Raw genomic sequence first — 24,496 nt, forward strand, 5'->3', positions numbered from 1 at the left:
AAATGTAACCCGTTCTACCTAAAATGAGCCTAATAAAGTCCCGTTAACTCGGTCTTTATGAAGGCTCTTTTTTGTAGGGCAACACATCCTGCATCTGCGCCATATATTGCTGCATTTGCAGTGTTTCTTGCTCAACAAAGTCGGCAATCGCCGCCTTAAATCCCAAATGGGCGATGTTATGGTAGGAATACATTGCTACGGGTTCAAAGCCACGCAGCACCTTATGTTCCCCCTGCGCGCCCGCATCAAACACTTGAAACTCATGTTCAATACAATATTGAATACCTTGATAATAACAGGCCTCAAAATGTAAACCGTCGAGCTCAACCGTCGTCCCCCAATAACGACCATATAAGCATTTCTGCCCTCGGGTATTCTCACCTTTTAAATACAAGGCGCCAGCGACCATCTCGCCCTTTGCATCTTCAACCACCAAGAGTAGGACTTGCGCAGCGAGTTGCGCCCCCAACTGCTGAAAAAAGGTTGGCGTTAAATAGCCGCGATGACCGGAGCGCTTAAGGTAAGTTAATTGATAACATTGGATAAAAGTCTGCCATTGCGAAGCGGTGATCTGCTCCCCTTCGACAAACTGAAACTTAAGATTAAAAGGCTGTAACTGCGCCCGCTCCTTCAAGATATTTTTACGCTTACGGGAACTAAAGCCCGCCAGAAAATCATTAAAATCCCGATAACTGCGATTATTCCAATGGAACTGAGTGCCTAAGCGTTTTAACAGCGAATTGGGCAAACTTTCAAATAACGGCGTTTGTGTTGGGGTAACAAACAGGCTATGCCATGAGGAAATCGGGTTATCGCCCAGCCCTGGCTGATTAAGAATAGCTTCCTCAAGTACGAGATTATCCTGCGCTGATATTAGTCGGCGATTCAATGTCAGCAGCAGTAATGCCGCCACGCGCAGTTGCTCGGCGCGCTCCAATGCGGGATGAATGCCCATCCGTTGACCTTGCACTGGGGTAAAAGGGATCGCATTCACCCATTTGGGATAGTAATCGAGACCATGGCGCTCATAGGCTTCGGCCCACGCCCAATCGAACACATACTCACCGTAGGAATGGGATTTTTGGTACAAGGGCATGACGGTAATAAGTGGGAACTGATTGAAGTGCTTAGCCGTTTGCACACTGATAAACCCTCCTTCAGCCAAAGGCGACAAGCTTTTATCCTTGCTGGCAACATCATTTAATGTGTCACCCGCATCGAACACGCATAAATGTCGAGGCGTCCAACCAGTTGCTGTGCAAGCGGAGCCGCTTTGCTCGAGTGCCAACAGAAACTCATGGCGGCAAAATGGATTCGCCTCACCCATGGCGGCATTCCACGCACTGGCCGAAATATCCGACATTGAGCTCGCAAAAGCCAAAATAAGCTGTCTCATTGGGTAAATTATCGTCCTTTACTGGGGTGAACAAGTATACGAGGTTGCAATTAAGCCTAATTCTCGGCACATTGCATAGCCATAATTAAAATAAATTCAGGATTGAGTATGCGTCCAACAAGACCTTTTAGACCTCTTATTCTCGCCATTGCGATGGCGCTTCCCTTACTATCATCTCCCAGTCTGCTTGCCGATGAATCGCCAATTTTCAGCCAGATGGCCACCGCACAACCTGTGTGGGCTAAGCATGGCATGGTCGCAAGCCAAGAAACTCTCGCCAGTCGCACCGGCGTTGAGATCCTAAAGCAAGGCGGTAATGCGGTTGACGCCGCCGTGGCTGTCGCCTTCAGTTTGGCAGTCACCTTACCCCGTGCAGGCAATATCGGCGGCGGTGGTTTTATGCTGGTGCATATTGCCAAAGAAAACAAAACCATCGCTATCGATTACCGTGAAATGGCCCCTTCTAAAGCCAAGAAAAACATTTTCCTCGACGAAAATGGCGATGCAGTTGAAAAACTAAGCCGCGAACACGGTCTTGCCGTGGGTGTGCCAGGTACTGTGATGGGCATGAGCTTAGCCCTTGAAAAATATGGCACTATGACTCTCGCCCAAGTTACGGCACCCGCGATTAAAATGGCGCAGGAAGGCATTAGCGTAACGCCAGATCTTGCCCAATCCCTTGCAGGCCTAAAACGCCGCATGGCCCAATGGCCAACCACGGCCGCTATCTTCTACAAAGCTGACGGCAGTGACTATCAAGTGGATGATATTCTTAAACAACCTGAACTTGCCCATTCGTTAAGTCTTATCGCTGAAAAAGGCACCAAAGGATTCTACGAAGGAGAAACCGCCACTAAGCTCATCAATGCGGTGAAAGACGCTGGCGGCATTATGACCTTAGACGACCTTAAAAATTATAAGGTTGTGGAACGTGAACCCGTGCGCGGCGAATACCGTGGCTATGAGGTTGTGTCTATGCCACCGCCATCATCGGGCGGTGTACACATCATCGAAATGCTCAACGTATTGCAGCAATTCCCAATAGATAAACTCGGCCACAATACCGCCCAGACGATTCATCTGATGGCGGAAACCATGAAGTACGCCTATAGCGATCGCAGCGAATACTTAGGCGATCCCGACTTTTATAAGGTGCCCGTCAGAGCCTTAACCAGTAAGGACTACGCCCAAAAAATCGCCAGCCAAATTGCGATGAATAAGGCTACACCGAGCGCTGAAATCAAGCCCGGCAAGCTCGCGCCCTATGAGAGCGACCAAACCACTCACTTCTCGGTAGTCGATAAGTGGGGTAACGCTGTCTCTAATACTTACACCTTAAACTTCAGCTACGGCTCAGGTTTAGTGGCGAAGGGAACAGGGATTCTGCTCAATAACGAGATGGATGATTTCTCTGCCAAACCCGGCGTACCAAACGGCTACGGTTTAGTAGGCGGTGATGCCAATGCGGTCGAAGGCAATAAGCGCCCACTCAGTTCAATGAGCCCAACAATAGTGATGAAGGATGGCAAACCCTTCCTCGTCACTGGCAGTCCAGGTGGTTCGCGCATTATCACCACCACGCTGCAGATCATCATGAATGTGATCGATCATGGATTAAACATCGCCGAAGCCAGTAATGCGGCGCGGGTGCACCATCAATGGCAACCCGATGAATTGCGAGTCGAGTCTAGCTTTAATCGCGATACCATTTCCCTGCTCGAAGCCAAAGGGCACAAAGTGAAAGTACAATCCGCTATGGGCAGTACGCAATCAATCATGGTCACCGAACAAGGAATTTTTGGCGCGTCTGATCCACGCCACTCAGGTAGCGAAGCCATCGGCTACTAGCATCTCCATGATACCGATTTTAGTGTAAAGGGATGAGTTAATGAGATAAGTGGAAGAGAAGATATGACCTATTCGATATAGGTAATAAACCCTGAGTAAAGCTTGTCCTTCCACTCAACGAATGCAAACTCTCGCTTAAAAAAGCCCTGCTATACATCACTGTATAAGCAGGGCTTTTTATTGTGTGGAAACAAGTAATCGTACTGAACATAGCTGACTTTTAGACCTAATAGTTTAGGTAAACTGTACTGGGTGACCTGTTATTTCAGTCGTTGGGATCTATAGGCTTGCCATGGCATTCACTCATCGACACGCAGCAAATCCTCCGTGGATGCTCGACCGCCCCATCCATGGGGCGGACGGTCGTCTCGCTAATCACCATGGCTCACCTTTTTGGCACTAGTGTAACCTGTCTGTATGAAGGAGATACCCAGCACGCTTTTGGGACAAAACCTTGTTAGGTTGTTAGCTCTTATTGATGTGTTTAGCATTAAAATTTCTATGGGTTAACGCATCAATCAGATAGAGCAAAAAATAGTTGGTTAAAAATAGCGTTTTTTCTTCGAGCAGAAGGTTAAGTATTTCCGACTACCTGATTATGCATTGGTGCCTTTGACCACAAGATAACCATCACAAAAACCATTACCATTGGTCAGCAAAGGAATAGTTTTTCTCTCAGTTTGAATATGTCTAAAGACCTGATTTGAAACGTTATGACACATTTTTAGCATCTGTCCAGATAAAGTATCTTTATCTTTATCAGATGCGTAGCAAAATTTTAGCTGTGATGGTAAATAGTGATCTTTGAAGTATGGAAGCTCACCTGAGTTAAATTTAGATAGCGAATCCTTTTCGCTATCTACTACTATAGCCATTACGCCTTTACCGTTATCAAATGGAACTTTAATCTGCTTTTCTATTACAAGGTGCCAACCGATAATTTCTGGATTTATATCTTTGCTAGGATTAACTATTACATATGAAATTAGATGATGAAAAGGCACACCATCTATAAATTTATCAAGTTTTCCTGGCACATGGTAACAAGTACAGATACTGAGATTCTTTCCATCATATTCTCTAGAATTGGTATCAATACTAATTAAATAGTTATACTCTTTAGTTAACATCGTATCGACATCTAGAGCGGCAAAATTTCTATGTGCCTGAACACTACTCAAAACCTTAGGTTTACCAGAGTTTCTCTCATAGCTTCGCTCAACTCTGATCGAATTTGGATCAGCTTCAGGTAAAATAAAAATATCTCGTTCTTTATCATAAATAAAATTGATTTCTGATACATTTTCTTTTGTAGTAAATATGCACATTTCCTTACGCGATTTTTTATCTGTACTCACTTATTTCCTACTCCGTACTAATAAAGCATAAGAAGATGAGGCTATCTGAATAGACACCAATACAGTAGCAACTTTGAAGCATTACTAAAATTTGGTCAACAATCATGTCCCAGAATCTGCCAACAAACTATGCCGAAACAAGAAATGGGGCAATAGCTTTTTAGCAGAACGGGCAGCGAGAGGGTTGGTTAGGATTGGCATTGTTGCAACAGTGACCGTTGGCGGCATGGATGCCGCCGTCGAGCCTATAGGGATATATTTACGGCGAGTCACTGGGGAAACAATGACAATTCATGCTGCACTATTGACGACAAAGTTATCTTGCTTTGTGCATTAGCTTTTTAGCTAAACGAACAGCGAAAGGGTAAGTGAGGATTGGCATTGGTGTACCAGTGACCGTTGGCGATATGGATGCCGCCGTCGAGCCTATATGGATATATTTACGGCGAGTCACTGGGGAAACAATGCCAATTCATGCAGCACAACTGACGATATAACTCACTAGCCTTTAGCCTTTAGCCTTTAGCCTTTAGCCTTTAGCCTTTAGCCTTTCAGTATTTAGAGTTGAAATGGCGAAAATCTAAGATTTAACCGCCGTTTCCGTATGAACCTTTTATATTCAGAACGACTTTATTGCTCCCTACACTTTTGTGTCATCCCAAAATCACTTTGCAAAGAGCACTATTTAACCGCCGATAGCTCGATAAATGCTGCGGTATACATTTTTAGGTTCAGTATTAATTGCTTATGGGTGATGAACTCTTTTTCGGTATGGCCTGTGTATTCCACGCCCAGCATCGCTGGGTCAAAACTTAAAGCAATGGGGAATAATTTACTGTTCGTTGAGCCGCCAATTGCAATGGGTTTAGGGTCGACTAAGCCAAGAAAACGTGCCTGAGACGCGATAATATCCTCGCCCAGTTTGCCATCATTTTTTGCTTAAAAGCCTGAAACAAAACATTTGTTACAAACTAAACACAAAATCGATGGAACCCCTAGTCCGATACATGTTAAACAGTCACATTAAGCTTAATTTAATGGTTTTAGCCGCACGTAGACTTCAATTTTTTCTTGAAATCCAAGGCCATCATCATGCAAACATCCATAACAATATCGACCTAACGGGGAACAAATAATGAAGGGACTAACCCTTAAAGCGCAAGCCCGCACGCTAAGTGCTATCGCTTTAGCCTTAACATTGGGCGCCTGTAGCACACAACAACCCGATGCCAGTGTTCAAGCAAGTGCGGCGCCAAATGCCGTGTCAGCGCAAATTATCAGCCAGAATGCGACTAATCCATTCTTTAAACCCTATGATACGTTTATGGAAATTCCGGCCTTCGATAAAATCAAGCCTGAGCATTTCCTCCCCGCATTTAAAGCAGGAATCGCTCAACAACACGAACAAATTCAAGCAATTGTTGATAATAAAGCCAAACCCACCTTCGCTAATACGATTGAAGCCATGGAGTTTTCTGGCGATCTAGTGACGCGCGTTTCTAACGTCTTCTTTAACCTGACGGGCGCGGATACGAATGAAGCATTGCAAGCACTCTCGAAAGAAGTGTCGCCTATGTTATCGTCCGCCGAAGACGATATTTTGCTTAATGACAAACTGTTTCAAAAAGTTAAAGCCATCCACGACGCAAAAGACAACCTAAAGCTCAGCACAGCCCAAGCCAAATTGCTGGAAGATACCTATAAATCTTTCACCCGTGGCGGCGCGAACTTAAGCGAGCCAGATAAAACCAAACTGCGCGCGCTGAACGAAGAGATCGGCAAACTCAATTTAACCTTTGGTGACAATCTATTAGCCGAAACCAATGCCTTCGAATTAGTGGTTGATAGCAAAGCCGATCTCGCGGGTTTACCCGCAGATGTGATTGCAACTGCCTTTGAAACTGCCAAAAAACGTGGCCATGAAGGCAAGTGGGTATTTACCACGTCTCGCCCTTCTATTACGCCTTTTTTGACCTATGCCGATAATCGCCAGTTACGTGAAAAACTCTACAAAGGCTATATCGAGCGCGGTAACAACAATAACGCCAACGATAACAAGATTATCCTCGCTAAGATTGCTGCCCTGCGTGCTGAACGTGCTCAACTGATGGGCTATAAAACCCATGCGGATTTCGTGTTAGAAGAACGCACAGCTAAAACACCAGAAAACGTCTACGGTTTACTCAATAAAGTATGGCCAGCGGCATTGGCCCAAGCCAAAACCGAAGTGGCTGATATGCAAGCCATGATTGACGCTCAAGGTGGCAATTTTAAGCTGCAAGCGTGGGACTGGGATTACTACGCCGACAAGATCCGTGTTGCTAAGTACAGCTTTAACGAACAACAAACCCGCCCGTATTTCTCCCTCGACAGTACATTAAAAGGCGTGTTCTACACGGCTAACCGTTTGTACGGTTTAACCTTTAAAGAACGCACCGACTTGCCCAAATACAATGCAGAAGTTCGTACTTGGGAAGTTTACGATAAAGACGGCAAACTGATGGCCATCTTTATGGGTGACTATTTCACCCGTGACAGCAAACGTGGCGGCGCTTGGATGAACTCCTTCCGCAAGCAATACCATATGAATGGCGTTGATTCTAAACCTATTATTATCAACGTATTAAACTACCCTCGCCCAGCGGGTAATGAGCCAGCGTTGCTGACTTTCGATGAAGCCAGCACACTATTCCACGAATTTGGCCACGCACTACACGGCATGTTATCGAACGTCGAATATCGCTCACAAGGCGGCACCGCCGTACCTCGCGATTACGTTGAGTTCCCATCGCAAGTGAATGAAAACTGGATGACTCAGCCAGAAGTGTTAGCACAATTTGCCAAGCACTACAAAACCGGCGAAGTGATCCCGCAGGAGCTAGTGCAGAAAATCCAAGCGGCCAGCAAGTTCAACCAAGGTTTTTCTACCGTTGAATACATGGCGGCCACTAAACTCGATTTAGATTGGCACACACTGACCGACACTAGGCCAATGGATGCGGCCAAGTTTGAGGCGGACTCGTTAGCGGCAATGGGACTGATTGAAGAAATTAGCCCACGCTATCGCAGCACTTACTTCTCGCATATTTTCGCAGGCGGTTATTCAGCAGGCTACTACAGCTACCTCTGGTCGGATATTTTAGGTGCGGATGCTTTCGAAGCCTTTAAAGAAAACGGCATTTTCGACAAGGCCACTGCGGACTCCTTCCGTAACAATATCCTTTCGAAAGGCGGCAGTGATGATCCTATGCTGATGTATAAAAACTTCCGCGGTAAAGAAGCCGGTATAGAGCCGCTACTACGTAGCCGCGGATTACTGGCCGAGTAACATAACATCATCCCTCTAAATTGAAGTTTGAAATATCACCAACAGGGAGCTAACACTCCCTGTTTTTATTTTACTGATACCAAATAGGGAAATGGCGAGAAAGGTCAAGATGACAGAGTGCAGCTTGGCAGGTAACATCTTGGGAAAAAGATGTTACGGAACTTACGCCTAAACTTTTTAAACGCGGATTCGTAAAGGTTGGTACGTTTCCGCTTCACATTTTAACCCACTATGATTCACCGCTTAGGCGACATTAAATCTTCAATAGAGTTATATGATGAATATTGAGATGGTAGAAAAAGCAGATCATCTTAGTCTGCTCAATATTTGGGAAGCATCAGTGAGAGCAACCCATGACTTTTTAGCAGAAGAAGATCTACAGGAATTAAAGCCGTTGATCCTCGAACAATATTTTGACGCCGTTCACTTAAAGTGCGCTAAAAATGACAATGGAGAAATCCTCGGATTCTGCGGGGTACATGATGGCAATATTGAAATGCTGTTCATCTCACCTGACGCGCGCGGAAAAGGGATTGGTTCCATGCTAGCGACACATGCCATTAATGAACTGGGAGCCGCAAAGGTTGATGTTAATGAGCAGAATGAGCAAGCATTAGGTTTTTACCAGCATATTGGTTTTTCAGTAACGGGTCGCTCACCCGTTGATGGACAGGGTAAACCTTATCCGCTGTTGCATATGGCGTTATATTCCATTGAGGGATTGTAGATGTATCCTGATTCAATCGATGAAAATAGGGTTGGAGAGTATCCGGCGGAAACAAAATCAGGCGGCGGTTATTTCTATGATCAAGTCTTAGAATATCGTGTTTGGTGCCGCCCTTGGCAAGGTGCTCCAGATGAATTTGATGGTGAAATCTACTATTACGCATTTCATACTTATAATGAGGCTCTTGAATTTTCGAATGAAACTGACGGGTCTGAAGCGCCTTTAGTACTTGTTAAACAGCTTGAATGGATTGATGAACCAGAAGCAGGAAAATTCATTCATAAAACAGGTGAACGCCTAACAGAATGGAGGGTTGAGTGGCTATTAGAGAGTCAACGTAAGGAGGACACTATTGCTAACTTTATAAGCGACAATCAAACATAACAATTTAATCAATAAAAAATAGTTTAAGACTGTCTTTCGACAACATTTCAACAAACTATTTTGGATCTGTGATTAGGAGCGTTACCTGTAGATTTTTCGTCCTCTAAACTTCCTGTCTTGAAACAAAAAATGGTTAATAAATCCGCCCCAACATCAATAAAAAAGGGCCTGCTAGGTTTCCCTAACAAGCCTTTATCTTTTTACAATTAATCAATTAATCGACTAAACCACGGCGCTTTAACAGTGCCTCTGTTGTCGGTTTTTTACCCGTAAAGTGAATATAATCTTGCATGAGATCTTCACTGTTACCTTTAGATAAGACTTCCTTACGGAATTTGTCACCATTATCGGCTTTCAATCCACCATGCTCGCCCATATAGGCAAAGGCATCGGCGGCAAACACTTCGGTCCACAAATACGCATAATATCCAGCTGAATAACCGCCAGAGAAGGCATGGCTAAAGTAGCTCGATTTATAACGCGGGGGAATTGGCGCAAAATCGAGGCCGTGTTTAGCTAATACTTGGTGCTCAAACTTCTCTACATCGCTAATTTGAGTATCGGCGCTGATAGAGTGCCATTCCATATCTAACAAGGCCGCTGACAGGTACTCAACGGTATCAAAACCTTGGCCAAACTTATTGGCCGCTAAAATTTTATCAAGCAGCGCCTTAGGAATTGGCTCACCCGTTTTGTAGTGTTTGGCATAGTTAGCAATCACAGCAGGGTCGATATTCCAATCTTCGTTGACCTGTGATGGGAACTCAACAAAGTCACGTGCGGTTGATGTACCAGCCACGCTTGGGTATTTCACTTGCGAGAATAAACCGTGTATCGCATGGCCAAATTCATGGAACAGAGTGGTCACTTCATCGAAGGTCATTAGCGTTGGGCCATCGGCTGGCTTAGGAATATTAAGCGCATTATAGACAACGGGCTTAGTGCCGAGCAGACCGCTTTGGGTGACGAACTCATCCATCCACGCGCCGCCGCCTTTACCTTCACGGGCATACGGGTCTAGATAGAATAAGCCAATAGAACTGTTATCTTTATCAAAGACTTCAAAGGCTAAAACATCGGAATGCCACACAGGTAAATCGGTTCGCGGTTTTAAGCTGATGCCATATAATTTATGCATAGCGAAAAATAACCCGTCTTTCAGTACAGTATTAAACTCGAAATAAGGCTTGATACTGCTTTCATCGAGGGAGTATTTCTCTTGACGCACTTTGTCAGCGTAGTAAGCCCAATCCCAAGGTTGCAGCTCAAAATCACCGCCCGCCTTTTTGATTTCAGCTTGAATATCAGCCGCTTCCACTTTGGCGCGAGCTAAAGCTTTTGGCGCTAAATCATCGAGGATTTCATACACAGCGGCTGGGGTTTTCGCCATTTGATCGGCAACCGCATAGGATGCCCAAGTATCGAACCCCAGTAAATTAGCTTTTTTAGCCCGTATTTGCGCCATTTTGACAATTAATGGACCATTGATTGCGACGGCTCTGTGCGCTGAGGTTTCCCATACTTTTTGGCGCAGTTCACGGTTGCTCAGGCTAGAAAGCACAGGTTGGCGTGTCGTGTTGACTAAAGTAATCAAATAGCCTTCTTTTCCCGCAGCTTTGGCCGCTGCGGCTAAAGTAGCAATTTCGCTGTCGGATAAACCGGCTAACAGGGCTTTATCAGTCACAACAATCACATCATCTTTAAATGATTTTAAGCTGTTTTGTGAAAAGTCCGTCGCTAAGGTTGCAAGCTCAGCGTTAAAGTCGCGCATCTTAGCTTTATCTTCGGCCGACAATTTCGCGCCAGCGCGGACAAACTGCTCATAGTAATATTCAACTAGACGCTGATCTTCCGCATTTAGGCTGCTCTTTTGCTGGTATACGGCTTCAACATGGGCAAATAACGTCGGATCGAGATAAATATTATCTCGGTGGGCAGATAGCTTAGGTGCAAGTTCCGCTTCGGTTTTCTGAAAATCATTATCAGAAATCAGACCTGCGAGATTAAAGAAGGTACGCGATACGCGCGTTAATAATTCACCCGAGGTTTCCATGGCGAGAATGGTATTGTCAAAACTAGCCGCTTGTTTGTTATTCACAATCGCAGCGATTTCTGCATCGTGAGCTTTAATGCCCTGCTCGAAGGCGGGAGCATAATCTGCGGACTGAATAAGATTAAATTGCGGCGCTTGATCTTGCAGTGGACTCTTGCTCAGCAGCACATTAGTTGCTTGCGCTTTAGCAGCAGTTTGAGTTGCAACGGCATTTTTGGCTTCATTGGTGCTTACATCAGGCTTGTCTGAACAAGCGCCAAGTAACAATGCAGCAGCTACAGCTGTGGTAATAACGGACTTACGCATATTAACTCCCTTGGATGTTGCTGCCCTTTCGATTGTATTTTTAAGGTGAAAGGTGCACGCAAACGGATTTTGGCTTTCGGTTTACAACAGTCTGTTTTAACGAACTTGTGTAGCTTCGTACGTCAATTTCGATGAACTACCTTAACAAGTTACGCGCATTTCAGCCAAGTTTTACCCGCCCAGAGCACCGCTAATTTGTATCACTTTATGTGTATTACCCGTCTAAATAAGCCTATGCCAACGCTACGCAAACCTAACTCACCTCAATCAAGCCAAGAGACATGCGCGCATAAGTGATCAACATTGGCTAAAATTTGATGTAAAAGAATTGTTTAAAACAATTCTACTGAAGTTTTAAGTCAAATATCCCCGACATTGACAAGGGGCTGAGCAAATAAAATGCCATTCCAATAACAAATATTAATTCTTCTTAATAAACTGTTTTCTGTAATTATTTAAACATTGATGTAACAAATAAACAGGCTAAATGGCTCACTATTTAGGCAAGCAAACCTTGAGTCACAATTTGAAACAGCTTTTATCCGATTAATGTCACATTCAGATCATCAAATGTCTTTATAATTCCCGCTCGTTAACTTAGCAGCAAATTAACCTAACAGTTAAATTACGCCGAATTAACGGGATGATGGGCATGTTCTTTTACGGAACATGCATTGGGGTCAAATAAATATAAATAGAGATAACTATGTTAAATAAGAAAATACTCGCAGTGATGATCACTGCCGCCCTTGGTGTAAGCGCCTGTAATTCTGATGACGACACGATTATTCAACCTGATGACAAAGTCGTTCAAGCCGATTTACGGGTACTCGAAACCACGGATCTGCACACAAATATCATGGATTTCAACTACTACAGTGGCAAAGATGATCCAACTATCGGTCTAGCCCGCACTGCAAGCTTGATCCGCAAGGCACGCGGCGAAGCCAAAAACAGCGTACTCGTCGACAACGGCGATCTACTGCAAGGCAGCCCAATGGGCGATTACATGGCTAAAGTTGGCCTGCAAATGGGTGATATTCATCCAGCCTATAAAGCCATGAACCTATTAGATTATGAAGTCGGTAATATCGGCAACCATGAATTTAACTATGGTTTAGATTTCTTAAATAAATCTATTAGTGGTGCAGATTTCCCTTATATCAACTCAAACGTTTATTGCGCCGACGATAATGGTTGCTGGAATGAGGTTAAAAAAGGTGAGCATTTATTCACCCCTTATATCATCAAACAAAAAAACATCATCGACAGTGAAGGTAATAATCAAACCATTAACATTGGTTATATTGGTTTTGTGCCACCGCAAATTCTATTGTGGGATAAACAAAATCTGACGGGTAAAGTGACGGTCGAAGATATTATTGAAACCGCGAAAAAATATGTCCCAGAAATGAAAGCCAAAGGGGCCGATATCATTATCGCCATTCCTCACTCTGGCATTGGTTCAACGGAAAATCCTGGCGATCCTATGGCTGAAAATGCCACTTACGCTTTGACTTATGTTGATGGTATCAATGCGATTCTATTCGGCCACAGCCACTCTATCTTCCCTGATGCTAAGTATGCCGACTTACCCAATACCGACGTCACTAAAGGCCTACTGAACGGCGTCCCCGCAGTGATGCCAGGTCGTTGGGGTGATAACTTAGGGGTTGTTGACTTTAAACTTGAACGTAGAGATGGTAAATGGCATGTCCTTAGTGCGAAAACGCAAGCTCGCCCCATATATAATGGTGCGACTAAGGAAGAGTTAGTTAGCCAAGATCCCGCAATTAAAGATGCAGTCGCAGCCGAGCACCAAGGAACCCTCGCCTTTGTGGATGAACCTATCGGCGTTGCCGCAGCCGACATGTACAGCTTCCTTACCTTAGTGCAGGACGACCCTACGGTACAAATCGTTTCCGATGCGCAAATCGCTAACGTGAAAGCGAAATTACCTGCAGCATTAAAAGGTCTGCCAGTGCTATCAGCCTCCGCCCCCTTTAAAGCGGGCGGTCGCCACGGTACAACCAGTGATGCCGATCAATTTGTGCAAGTTGATAAAGGCCCACTGACCTTTAAAAACGCCGCCGATCTGTACCTGTATCCCAACACTATGGTGGCAGTCAAAGCGACGGGCGCCGAATTGAAAGATTGGCTCGAGTGCTCAGCAAACCAGTTCAATCAAATCGACCCAGCAAAAACCACCCCACAAGGTTTAATCAACTGGGATGGTCATCCAACCTATAACTTCGACGTACTCGATGGCTTAACCTATAAAATTGATGTGACCCAACCGAGCAAGTTTGACCGCGATTGCGCCGTCGTTAATGCCAACGCAAACCGTATCGTTGATTTAAGCTATAAAGACGAAAACGGCAAAGTCATCACAGGTGAAGAATTTGCCGCGAAAGAGTTTATCGTTACCTCAAATAACTACCGCGCCTTCGGGGGTAAGTTTGCTGGTACGGGTAGCGACCATGTGGTACTTGAACTGCCCGATACTAACCGTGAAGCGCTAGCTGCTTATATCACAGCGCAATCTCAGTACAACGAAACCACAGGTAAGTACGAAGCTATGGTCAATCCAAGTGCCGATTACAACTGGGATTTCAAAACCATCACTACCAACGTCACATTAGACATTCGCTTCGAAACCCAAGACAGTGACAAAGCCGCTGCCTTTATCGAAGCCAATAAACAACGTGAAATGAAGAAGATCGGTAAGGATGAACTGGGTTTCGCCGTTTATAGCATCAACCTAACCAAATAAGCGTTCAATCCCGAAATATCATGCTCAAAAAGGCTCCTCGTGAGCCTTTTTTATTCCCTACAGATTAAATTAACGCTAATCTGCGATCTATAAACGGCGTGTCGCCATTTAGTTCATCATGCTCCACACTAAAGGTTAAACCTGCTTTGTGTCGCCAAATATCTGCCTTATTATTTAGCGGCGTCCTCGCAACAACAGAGAAAGCTTATGAAATATCAATCAATCTTATGTGCCACGGCATTAGTGCTGGGGACTGTGCAGCCAGCAACGGCCGATGTTCATCTCAAACTACCTAAAAATGCTGAAGTGTTAACGGTCAATGGTAAGCCAGCCGTAAAGAGTGGCGATCTCGTTTTAGCTGATGGGACCAATCAGATTGCCTTTCGCTATGCCGCGCAATATCGACAACAAGCTGACTCAGTGCATTATCTCTCCGACGTGCTCATCGTCCGTTTTGATGCATCAGCACAAACACTCACGCTGACACTTCCCGCCATCAACTCAGCCAGAGATGCAAAGAAATTTGATGAGTCACCTAAGCTGACACTATTAAATGCTCAAGATGAAGCAGTGGGTTTTACCAGTGATAAATTGATTAAGAATGGCATTCAACTGGGACGGGATTTCGAACACGAGATACTGCAGTACAACCTTAGCAATCATCCAGCTTCATTAAATCTCACTATGAATACCGCAACAACGCAAGCAAGCGACGCCATTGCACCCGTATTGGCAAGCCAGCCACAAATACGCCAAACAGCAGTAGTCACATCCACGAGCTTGATCGCGCCAGCTGTTATGTCGTCAGCAGCCACAGCGAACAATGATAAGGCTCAGCTAACGACTTCAGTGACTTCTACAACCGCACCTAGCCAAGCTGAAATCAGTCAAATGCTGGATTACTGGTACAAACAAGCTAACGACAATACCAAAGCCAGCTTCAAAGCTAAAATAAACAAAGAGTGACCCATACCGCTTCAGTTTATCTATTTAAAACCGCCAGCTTAGTGTCACATATGAACTGGCGGCTCTATTAAAGCTTAGTAAAACTAATATTTCAGAAATATTAAAACTCAGTAAGTCCATTTTCACTTCACAGCTTAATGTCATTTAACACAGCAAAGCTGCTAAGCAACAAATGGTGCGAGTGCCTGTAAAGGTGTTATTTATATATTTGGTAGAACAAATTATAAATATAAAAGACATATCATTTTACAGTCTTCGTAGACTATTATTTATCAACTCTCTTTATAAAATACAGTTAAGCATTTGTAGATAAAAGACTTATCACTTAATTAACTACAAAGAATTCGAACTGAGTAAAATCGAATAGTCTCAGTTCCTCCAGCCAACATAATTAACTATCCGCAAAGCGTTATTTCATAATTAAATATTTTTAAAAATCAAAACCTTGAGCAAGGATAAATACTATTTAGCCTACACATTTAACCGTATGCATTATGATTTACGCTATATATTTTGGCTAGATCCAGAAACAAATGTAACAAAAAATGTCATAAAGGCATTATTTAGCAAGAGTCATTATCAGCTTCAAAGCCTCACTAAGCATGAAAAGATCAATGCTCTAATCCTATTCCATAAAAAACATTCAACCTTTAGACTTATTCAACCTTCAACCTGCTCATTCTTTATACTGATTTAAACTCTCCCCATCAAATGTTAGAAATAAGTTGCCTAAATGATAGGGCGAAAAATTACTAATCAAGTAAAAGGAATAACATGATGGAACTTAAATTAAAAAAAGCTGAGTTAGTGAATCTGTCCCATGATAAAAAAGTCTTACCTAGCGAATTAACACCACAAGTTGCTGGTGGTGTGATAACTCGTGCTTGCGGAGAGTTGACTGCCAATGCATACACCTGCCCTTCTGATCGTACAGGTAGCACTCATCGCTGCTGTCAAATCCCTTAATACGGGGTTCAAGTAACCAAATAGGTTGTGACGTCACAATATAACACAGCATATTTTATCAGTAGATGTGTAAAGGGCATATCCACTATGCCCTTTTGACTTTCTAAATGAGCCAATATGTAGAAGCTGTACTTCATGGAAATAAAGGAAGGTGGTTCAGTGCAATTTAATCAACCCCATCAGTCTAGCCTTGCTAGACAGGCATTGAACGACATAGCTGCGCTATTAGTGAAAGATGCCAAACAATCATTAGAGCAGCAAGGAGTTGGTTTGTTAACTGGCTTAGCTGGGCAACAATTATTTTTCTGGCAATTACATAAACAGTTTCCAGAACTAGCATGCCAACATGAATTTTCAGCACGAATGACATTAATAGAAGAGCAAATACCATTCCTACATTCACAGTTCGCGTTTGGCTATGGACTGACTGGTGTCGCTTGGCTATATGAATTTTTTTTGCATGAAGGGAATTACCAAGCGGAGTTTAATCACAATACTGATGTGCTCTTACTACAACATTTACAACAGAACGACTGGACTGGAGAATTGGAATTTATTCGCGGACTAAGTGGTTTTGCAGTCTATATAGCGCGGCGTCAAACCGCGGAATTAGGCTTACCTTTGGCCCAAGCGTTATTGACACTACTGGAACAGCAATGGCATCAATTTGCCGATGGTACTGGTGCTTGGGAAGTGGCAACAAACTCTTTCTTTAGATTTAATCAGGCAACAGATGACCCTGAATGTAATTTAGGATTAGCTCACGGAGTCCCTTCAATCATTGCCTCTCTATTACCATTATTAGCGCATCAGCAACTACACAGCCAAATTCAGACGTTGTTGCAAGCCAGTTGTCAGTGGTTAATTCAGCAGCAACAAACATCAGAGAAATTTGGTAGTTGCTTTGCGTACATCACGGAACAACCGTGCCAGTCACGACTCGGTTGGTGTTATGGCGATGCCACCATAGCCTTAACATTGCTGCGAGTGGGCAATGCAATAAACCGTGATGACTTTACCGCCGCTGGTAAGAACATTGCCTTAAAAGCCGCTCAGCGTAGACTAAAAAGCAGCCAAGTACAGGATGCAGGTATCTGTCATGGTAGTGCAGGTTTGGCTTTAATCTTTCAAGTCATAACACGCTATTACACCGAATCCACTCTTTCACAGGCTGCACAATATTGGTTTGAACATACATTAGCACTATATCAAACATCAGGACTCGACGGTTTTAATGCCGTGCGCGAACAAGATAATTCAAACTGCCGCCTACAAGACCATGGCTTACTTGGAGGCTATGCCGGTATAGGTTTAGTGCTATTGATGGCCTTCAACGTAGAAACTAATTGGCTAGATGCGCTTTTATTGACCAATAATTGATTTCGATGTATTGGCTATTTTTATAACAAGGGATTGTTTATGAGTGTAGAGGTTTTGCAAGCCGCGGATTTTTTTGTTATCCGGGCACCTAGATCAAGTTTGTCTCAACTACGAAAAATACCAACAGAGCCTACGGCCTTAGTAGATTTTCTCGCCAGTTGGTTAGCAAACCCAGCAGTACAAGAAGCCTTATATCTTGCAAGTCCTTCATTGATGGAACGATTGCCTAATTGGCAACGGCAACCACACAGTAAAGCGGCAATTAAAATAACTAACTCCTTATTGAAATATTTTATTCGGTTTAGCTCTAGAGCGACGCCATTTGGGTTATTTGCAGGCGTAGCCTTGGGGCAAGTAGCAAATGAAACGCGCTTACAGTGTAATGCCATGCTGCGAGATAAGCGTCATACCCGCTTTGACATAGCCTATTTAACTGCAATTCGAGCCCAGTTAAGTGAACCAAATGAGGCCGAGAAGTGGCCGTTATTGTGCTATCAAGCAAATCCGACGTTGCAACAACAGAGCGATGGTCTGCATTATATTGAACCGTATTTTTCAGATACTGAGCAAAAATATCGTTTAAGTACCTTGGTATTAGATGAATATTTGCTTGCTATGCTGCAACTGGCGAAGAAGGAAGGGAGCTTTGCTTCGTTACAAGATGGATTTCAACAACTCTATCCTACGGCGAATACTGCAAGCATACAGGATTATATTAAGCAGTTACTTACTGCCGGTGTGCTGCAAGTCAAATTACCACTAACATTAACTTCTGGCTCCCCAGATCAAACTTTTATTACGGCGTTACAAAGTATGGGCGCTACAGACAGTGCTGATATATTGCAACGAGCTCTCACTCAGTTAAACAGCATGGATAAACAACCTGTTAACCCGCTTAAGCAATATCAAGAAATTTATCATAGCTTGCAAACACTGCCGTATCCTGTAAGCGAGAATCGCCTATTACAGACTGATATTTTGCGCTCATTTTCACAGTGCCAATTAGCACAAGCAGAAGTATCTGCCCTGATGCCTGCATTATTGGCATTATTAGCGATACGAAAACCTTATAAAACACCACTTAATGACTTTAGCCAAAAATTTGAAGCAAGATTTGGTAGCCAGTATGTGCCACTGTTGACCTTATTAGATGACGAAGTTGGTATTTCATTCTCCAGCGATATTGGCTACCACACTTCCTTGTTAGCGGGGTTAAATATCACCAATCGTCCCTCCCCCACACAAAATGTTATCGAACCATTGCAACAGACGATTATCGCTGCTCTAAGTGATGTAACCCCAAGCGAAACTGTGCTGAAATTAACAAGTGATTCGTTATTGTCTAAACATGAAAGTGCGACATTAATGGCTAAGTTACCCGCTTCCTTCGCGATTAATTTGTCAGCGTATCAACAAGAGGATGGCCGAGTTATTTACTATTATCATGGTTGCTATGGTCCTTCAGCAGCGAATTTACTCGGACGTTTCTGTCATTTATCAACAGATATGCTGCAACAGGTCAAACAACATTTATCTCAAGAAGAAGCGCATTCTCCAGAAGTCCTTTTTGCAGAAGTACTACATATGCCCGAGGGACGTCCAGGCAATGTCATCGCTAGACCGACATTTAGAGCCTATGAGATTGTTTTTCTTGCTGACAGTCACTTAGCAAATGAGTGGCAAATCCCAATCAGCGATCTATTTGTCTATCAAGAAAATAACACGTTATGTTTATGGTCACAGCGACTACAAAAAAGAATAATTCCCCGTTTATCCTCTGCCCATAATTTCAGTGATCGTAGTTTAGGGATTTATCGGTTTTTATGCTCACTTCAACATCAAAACTTACAAATGCCTCACTTCTCCTTACCTGATAGCCTGCATAAAGCAAAACGAGTTCCAAGGATCATGTTAGATAATCTGGTCCTGCAAGAGGCCCACTGCAATATTTCAGTAGCACTATTGAAACGCTTATGGCAAGAAGGCCAGTTTGTTGAATCCGATTGGCAACAACTGCAGAAAGAATATGGTTTAGAGCGTTATATGAGCTATGCCATAGCCGACCATGTGTTACTGATCGATCTGCAAAATAATATGATGTTCCAAATGTTGTTGGCAGAGGTAAATCATAAAAGCCACATTAGGTTGAATGAAGTGCTCGCGATGAAATACCAACCTTTACTGCAAGGGCCAGATGGACCTTATCAACATGAAATAATTGTACCGCTGTCAAATAGTGCCGCAACCCCATACTTAGCACCACGCATAGCACCATTGACGAGCTCAACCAATGACAAGTGTAGGCATTTCGCGCCTGGCTCAGAATGGCTCAGTGTCAAATTGTATGCAGGGCAAAGTAGTGTGGAGCAACTGTTACTAAAGCAATTGGCACCATGGCTAACGCAGATGCAGCAAGATGGTGTGCTCAAACATTGGTTCTTTGTACGCTATGGCGATCCTGATTGGCATCTACGGCTACGATGTTTTGGGGAGCCGGAACGATTATATGGGGAGTTACTACCCGCACTAAATCGCTTATTAACGCCATCTCTAGCCAGTGCAGGCTTACATTGCATTGAGTTGTTCACTTACAGGCAGGAGACAGAACGTTACGGGGGTGAGCATATGATGCCTTTGGCTGAGCACTTTTTCTGTTTGGACAGCCAGTTTGTGTTGCAGGCAATATTATTCAGTCAACAAGATGACAGCTTGAGGTGGCGCTTAGCCATTTTAGCGATAGATTTAATTTTAACTCAATTCGATTATTTACCCGCCGAGAAATTTACACTGATCGATAATTTGCGGACAGGATTTGCACAAGAATTTAAAGAAGGCTTAGAGTTACGCCAGCAAATGGGCGATAAATATCGATACTATCAGTCACAATTACAACAAGATCGCCAATTATTAGATTGGCATAACCAAGCTATTGAGCCATTCAAACAACAAATTCAGCAGAGTTTACAGCAGTTTTCATCTTCGATTACAGCATGTTGTCAGGCAATGTTGGCATTATTTGAGTCCCAACAAGCAAAAGGTAGTCGCGATAGTTTACTAGGCTCATTATTACATATGTTTACTAACCGTTTATTCAAGGCTTATGGTCGAGAGCAAGAGTTTGTCGTTTATGACATGTTACGCCGTATCTATCTAAGCCAGCGCGCACAACCAGTACGAGGTTTATCGCAATGAGCGATTTATTTCGAAAAGAAGTTGTCGTGCAGCAACAGCAAAGATTACAAGGAGAAGTAAGTTTAACCCAGCCAGTTAGTTTTATTGGTTTCACAGTATTGATTAGCACGCTTTTTTTATGTGCATTACTATTTTTGTATTTTAGCGAGTATCAACGCAAAGAACATGTGCAAGGTTCTATCGAGCCAGCCATTATGGCGATTCGTTTGCCCACCCCTAGATCAGTCAACGCAGGGCATCTTTTAGTACAAGTTGGCGAGCAAGTGCAGCAGAATCAACCTTTAGTACAACCGCTGAACCTCCCAAATACGATGGGAAAATCATTTTTACTAAAAGCTCCTTTTACAGGAACGGTTACCGAAGTTTTATTGCCGTCTGGAGAGGATATCGGCCCATCAAAACCCTCAATATCGTTATTACCGCAACCAGAAACCTTGTTCGCAATTGTATATATACCCTCAAGAGTTATAGGACAACTCACATTGGGGCAGGAGCTACAAATGCGCATAGAGGCACTTCCCTATCAACATTTTGGTGTGCAAACAGCCACTCTAGTTGAGATAGGAAGTCAGCCTATAACCATAAATGAATCGCAACCCTTATCGGAGCCGAGTTATAGAGCCGTTTTAGCATTGACGGAAGACGCAAAAAAATTGCCACTGAGAGCAGGTATGGGATTAGAGGTTGATATTAGCTTCGCGCCACGCAGACTGTTGGAGTGGTTGTTTACACCAAATGTTGATGATAAGGGTCAAAACTAATGGCAACACTGCAAGAGAAGCTTAGAACTTGGTCTGGCCGCCGCTTACCCATGATCGTTCAAACTGAGGCAGCAGAATGCGGCTTAGCCTGTGTAGCTATGGTGGCCAGCATGCATGGCTATCAAACTGATTTAAATAGCTTAAGACAACGTTTTTCGCTATCGCTAGAAGGCTGTACCTTACTGGATCTGATGCATATTGCAGAGCAGTTGCAACTCAGTAGCCGCCCACTGAAAATTGAATTAGAAGAATTATCCGACTTAGCTACGCCATGTATCTTGCACTGGGATCTCAATCACTTTGTGGTACTAAAGTCAGTGAACACTCAACACTGTATTATTCATGACCCAGCTTTAGGAGTGCGGCGAATATCCCTAACAGAAGTGTCAAAATCATTTACTGGTATCGCTTTAGAATTGACACCGACAGCTACATTTACTGCAGAACAAGCTAAACAATCACTAACATTCTCATCCTTTTTTTCTAAGATCACTGGTTTAAAGCAATCGTTAGGGTTGTTACTCAGTTTGTCCGTTTTTTTACAGCTGTTTATTTTAGCCTCACCTTATTACATTCAACTCGTGGTAGACGCCGTTATTATCAGTAATGATGGTCAGTTGCTATTAGTGTTGGCATTAGGCTTTGCTTTGTTACTATTATTTGATGTTGCCACCAATGCTTTACGCAGCTTAGTACTACTGAATTTCAGCAGCCAACTTAGTGTGCAGCTAGCCAGTAACCTCTTCCATCACTTAGTGCGGCTACCATTGGCCTATTTTGAAAAACGTCATATGGGAGATCTGGTATCACGATTTGGTTCTTTAAGGCAATTACGGGAACTGCTGACTACCGGCATTATTGAAGCCATCATTGATGGTTTTATGGCGCTAGGAGTTCTATGCATGATCTTCTTTTACAGCCCGTTATTGTCTCTCGTCGTGCTAGTGGCAGTGCTAGCATATTACGCCTTGAGATTAGCGTTATATCGGTCCTTACGCTTAGCCTCAGAGCAGCAAATTCTAGCTTTAGCAGGTGAACAATCTAACTTTATGGAAACGATCCGAGCAATTCAAACGGTTAAGCTATTTGGTTTTGAAAGTCAGCGAGAAGCGATTTGGCAAAATCACTATGTTAAAGCAACGAACAGGACCATTACGCTCGGGAAATATGAAATTTCGTATCAAATAATGAACAAATTGTTATTTGGTACAGAAAATATTGTAGTGATCTATCTTGCTGCAGAATTAGTAATGGCGGGCAGTTTTACCACAGGAATGTTATTTGCATTTATTGCCTACAAAGCCCAATTTATGGAGCGTATGAGCAAGTTGATCGAAAAGTTAATTGAATATCGCATGCTGAGTTTACATTTTGAACGGATTGCAGATATTGCCCTAACAGCCAAAGAGCAAACTTATCCACCACAACCAATGCTGCATAAAGTGGCCGGAAATATCTGTCTACAACAGGTTAGTTTTAGTTATAGCTCCGTCGCTGAGCCAGTGCTATACAATTTAGCATTACAAATAAACGCCGGTGAGTCGGTTGCAATTATAGGTCCATCCGGTTGTGGTAAGAGTACCTTAATGAAACTGTTATTAGGGCTATTAACACCAACCGAAGGTGAGATTTTAATCGATGACATACCATTGGTGAAATTAGGATTAGCTCAATATCGCCAGCAAGTCGCAGCTGTAATGCAAGAAGACCGATTACTTGGTGGGACAATAGAAGATAATATTACTTTTTTTTCGGAAAAAATTGATGTCGAAAAGCTCACTCGTTGTGCACAAATGGCAGCAATACACCAAGATATTTGTCAAATGCCAATGGGCTATAAAAGTTTAATAGGCGATATGGGCTCAGCACTATCCAGTGGGCAAAAACAACGGTTAATTTTGGCAAGAGCGCTGTATCGGGAACCGAAGATTTTATTTATGGATGAAGCAACAAGTCACTTAGACATTGTCACTGAGTCTGTTGTTAATCAAGCGATGAAAAAATTGAATATCACCCGAGTGGTAATCGCCCATCGGCCCGAAACCATTAAAGCTGCAGATAGAGTCATCGATTTAACACAACTTCTACAGCGACCAGCAATTAACAAAGTAAGTTAAATAAAATCAAAATATTGCAGAATTGTTTATGCACTCTATCGACTTAAGCGTGTCAGAAGGCTACTTTTATAGTAACACCCGTGATTCAGAAAATAACTTGGTCAATTCGATAGTTGAGTTACTTATGACATAACTGACAAGAATAGACCTAAGATAAGCAAGCACCTAAAAGCTTGTTATTATCAGATAGAGATTCACTCTTCTACGTTAATCACATGAATGAGAGCAATGTATAGGGGATTAAGACAAATTGCAGACGCAAAAAAGCCAGCTTATTCAGCTGGCTTGGTTACATCTCAATGAGATAATTAGGCGCTTGGCGATGACCTACTCTCACATGGGGGTGAAATCATAGCGCTATCAATACGGAGTATTTAGCCATGATTGAACGCGAAGAAGCTTGTCTTCGTAGCCGGGGAGTCCGCTTAGCGGCGGGCGACCGCCATGGATGGTGGAAGTGTCAATATTGGAGGAACATTTATTGACCGACATCGAGATAAGTTTTCGCGAAGCAAATAAACACAAAAACCCTAGCGGTTTAGGCTAGGGCTTTGGTGTTTATTTGGATGCTTGGCGATGACCTACTCTCACATGGGGAGACCCCACACTACCATCGGCGCGTTTGCGTTTCACTTCTGAGTTCGGGATGGGATCAGGTGGTTCCACAAGGCTATTGTCACCAAGCAAATTCTGYTTATTACCGTGTCCATCGCTGGCTCACGTTAATAATAATTCGGAAAGCTGATTTGCTTTGTTTGAGTTCAAACTTTATCAAGTATCTGTATTCTGTCTAAGGCTTTTCGTACGACCTCCATGGAAGGAGGAAGTGCTAGAAAATGTCTGGAACATTTTCAGTAAAACCCATCTGGGTTGTATGGTTAAGCCTCTCGAGTCATTAGTACATGTTAGCTCAACGCCTCACAACGCTTACACACCATGCC

At 43.3% G+C, this 24,496-nt stretch carries 14 protein-coding genes, 1 rRNA gene and 1 pseudogene; 11 read left to right on the plus strand and 5 right to left on the minus strand.

Annotated elements, in window-relative coordinates:
* Positions 1-55: 55 nt before the first annotated feature.
* On the minus strand, positions 56-1,396 hold the full coding sequence (locus tag L5M40_RS03005) for a GNAT family N-acetyltransferase (RefSeq protein ID WP_263177630.1): 1,341 nt from the start codon (positions 1,394-1,396) through the stop codon (positions 56-58).
* 108 nt (positions 1,397-1,504) lie between these two features.
* Here L5M40_RS03005 and ggt point away from each other — a divergent pair, with 108 nt between their 5' ends.
* Complete coding sequence (gene ggt / locus L5M40_RS03010) at positions 1,505-3,244, plus strand: gamma-glutamyltransferase (protein WP_263177629.1); 1,740 nt, start codon at positions 1,505-1,507, stop codon at positions 3,242-3,244.
* 596 nt (positions 3,245-3,840) lie between these two features.
* Here the strand turns inward: ggt and L5M40_RS03015 are convergent.
* The gene (locus L5M40_RS03015; RefSeq protein ID WP_263177628.1) at positions 3,841-4,602 is read right to left on the minus strand and encodes a hypothetical protein; all 762 of its coding nucleotides are present in this window, start codon (positions 4,600-4,602) and stop codon (positions 3,841-3,843) included.
* A gap of 681 nt (positions 4,603-5,283) precedes the next feature.
* Positions 5,284-5,496 (minus strand): annotated as a pseudogene (locus L5M40_RS03020) (hypothetical protein); the annotation flags it as partial.
* A gap of 241 nt (positions 5,497-5,737) precedes the next feature.
* On the opposite strand from L5M40_RS03020, the gene L5M40_RS03025 reads away from it, so the two are divergent.
* From L5M40_RS03025 to L5M40_RS03035, 3 genes are all read left to right on the plus strand, one after another.
* Entirely contained in the window at positions 5,738-7,930 is a 2,193-nt protein-coding gene (locus L5M40_RS03025) for a M3 family metallopeptidase (protein ID WP_263256222.1), read from the plus strand.
* Positions 7,931-8,207: 277 nt separating this feature from the next.
* Positions 8,208-8,657, plus strand: a complete 450-nt coding sequence (locus L5M40_RS03030) for an acetyltransferase (RefSeq protein ID WP_263177536.1) — start codon at positions 8,208-8,210, stop codon at positions 8,655-8,657.
* A complete protein-coding gene (locus tag L5M40_RS03035) occupies positions 8,658-9,041 on the plus strand; it encodes a GCN5 family acetyltransferase (RefSeq protein WP_113940933.1) in 384 nt (127 codons plus the stop codon).
* Between the two features lie 214 nt (positions 9,042-9,255).
* Here L5M40_RS03035 and L5M40_RS03040 read toward each other — a convergent pair whose 3' ends face one another.
* Entirely contained in the window at positions 9,256-11,400 is a 2,145-nt protein-coding gene (locus L5M40_RS03040; protein ID WP_263177532.1) for a M3 family metallopeptidase, read from the minus strand.
* A gap of 706 nt (positions 11,401-12,106) precedes the next feature.
* On the opposite strand from L5M40_RS03040, the gene L5M40_RS03045 reads away from it, so the two are divergent.
* The 7 genes from L5M40_RS03045 (at position 12,107) to L5M40_RS03075 (ending at position 23,555) form a co-directional block, all read left to right on the plus strand.
* The gene (locus L5M40_RS03045; RefSeq protein WP_263177531.1) at positions 12,107-14,173 is read left to right on the plus strand and encodes a bifunctional 2',3'-cyclic-nucleotide 2'-phosphodiesterase/3'-nucleotidase; all 2,067 of its coding nucleotides are present in this window, start codon (positions 12,107-12,109) and stop codon (positions 14,171-14,173) included.
* Positions 14,174-14,380: 207 nt separating this feature from the next.
* Positions 14,381-15,139, plus strand: coding sequence for a DUF2057 domain-containing protein (locus L5M40_RS03050; protein ID WP_263174730.1), 759 nt, complete (start codon positions 14,381-14,383; stop codon positions 15,137-15,139).
* 774 nt (positions 15,140-15,913) lie between these two features.
* Complete coding sequence (locus L5M40_RS03055) at positions 15,914-16,105, plus strand: hypothetical protein (protein ID WP_147250506.1); 192 nt, start codon at positions 15,914-15,916, stop codon at positions 16,103-16,105.
* A 135-nt stretch (positions 16,106-16,240) separates the two neighbouring features.
* Entirely contained in the window at positions 16,241-17,485 is a 1,245-nt protein-coding gene (locus L5M40_RS03060) for a lanthionine synthetase LanC family protein (RefSeq protein WP_263174728.1), read from the plus strand.
* 39 nt (positions 17,486-17,524) lie between these two features.
* On the plus strand, positions 17,525-20,677 hold the full coding sequence (locus tag L5M40_RS03065; protein ID WP_263174710.1) for a lantibiotic dehydratase: 3,153 nt from the start codon (positions 17,525-17,527) through the stop codon (positions 20,675-20,677).
* A complete protein-coding gene (locus L5M40_RS03070; RefSeq protein WP_263148897.1) occupies positions 20,674-21,438 on the plus strand; it encodes an HlyD family efflux transporter periplasmic adaptor subunit in 765 nt (254 codons plus the stop codon). The genes L5M40_RS03065 and L5M40_RS03070 overlap by 4 nt, the downstream gene beginning before the upstream one ends.
* Positions 21,438-23,555 (plus strand): peptidase domain-containing ABC transporter, encoded by a 2,118-nt coding sequence (locus tag L5M40_RS03075; protein ID WP_263148896.1) that lies wholly within the window; start codon positions 21,438-21,440, stop codon positions 23,553-23,555. The genes L5M40_RS03070 and L5M40_RS03075 overlap by 1 nt, the downstream gene beginning before the upstream one ends.
* A gap of 568 nt (positions 23,556-24,123) precedes the next feature.
* Here L5M40_RS03075 and rrf read toward each other — a convergent pair.
* Positions 24,124-24,239, minus strand: a 5S ribosomal RNA gene (gene rrf, locus L5M40_RS03080).
* Positions 24,240-24,496: the final 257 nt, after the last annotated feature.

This window comes from Shewanella sp. SM68 (assembly GCF_025653925.1).
GTDB lineage: Bacteria > Pseudomonadota > Gammaproteobacteria > Enterobacterales > Shewanellaceae > Shewanella > Shewanella oncorhynchi.

Bases quoted from the DNA above. Each gene is read 5' to 3' on its own strand.
- ggt (WP_263177629.1), top strand. From the start codon at position 1,505: ATGCGTCCAACAAGACCTTTTAGACCTCTTATTCTCGCCATTGCGATG.
- L5M40_RS03060 (WP_263174728.1), top strand. From the start codon at position 16,241: ATGGAAATAAAGGAAGGTGGTTCAGTGCAATTTAATCAACCCCATCAG.
- L5M40_RS03025 (WP_263256222.1), top strand. From the start codon at position 5,738: ATGAAGGGACTAACCCTTAAAGCGCAAGCCCGCACGCTAAGTGCTATC.
- L5M40_RS03055 (WP_147250506.1), top strand. From the start codon at position 15,914: ATGATGGAACTTAAATTAAAAAAAGCTGAGTTAGTGAATCTGTCCCAT.
- L5M40_RS03040 (WP_263177532.1), bottom strand. From the start codon at position 11,400: ATGCGTAAGTCCGTTATTACCACAGCTGTAGCTGCTGCATTGTTACTT.
- L5M40_RS03065 (WP_263174710.1), top strand. From the start codon at position 17,525: ATGAGTGTAGAGGTTTTGCAAGCCGCGGATTTTTTTGTTATCCGGGCA.
- L5M40_RS03005 (WP_263177630.1), bottom strand. From the start codon at position 1,396: ATGAGACAGCTTATTTTGGCTTTTGCGAGCTCAATGTCGGATATTTCG.
- L5M40_RS03070 (WP_263148897.1), top strand. From the start codon at position 20,674: ATGAGCGATTTATTTCGAAAAGAAGTTGTCGTGCAGCAACAGCAAAGA.
- L5M40_RS03075 (WP_263148896.1), top strand. From the start codon at position 21,438: ATGGCAACACTGCAAGAGAAGCTTAGAACTTGGTCTGGCCGCCGCTTA.
- L5M40_RS03035 (WP_113940933.1), top strand. From the start codon at position 8,658: ATGTATCCTGATTCAATCGATGAAAATAGGGTTGGAGAGTATCCGGCG.
- L5M40_RS03030 (WP_263177536.1), top strand. From the start codon at position 8,208: ATGAATATTGAGATGGTAGAAAAAGCAGATCATCTTAGTCTGCTCAAT.
- L5M40_RS03050 (WP_263174730.1), top strand. From the start codon at position 14,381: ATGAAATATCAATCAATCTTATGTGCCACGGCATTAGTGCTGGGGACT.
- L5M40_RS03045 (WP_263177531.1), top strand. From the start codon at position 12,107: ATGTTAAATAAGAAAATACTCGCAGTGATGATCACTGCCGCCCTTGGT.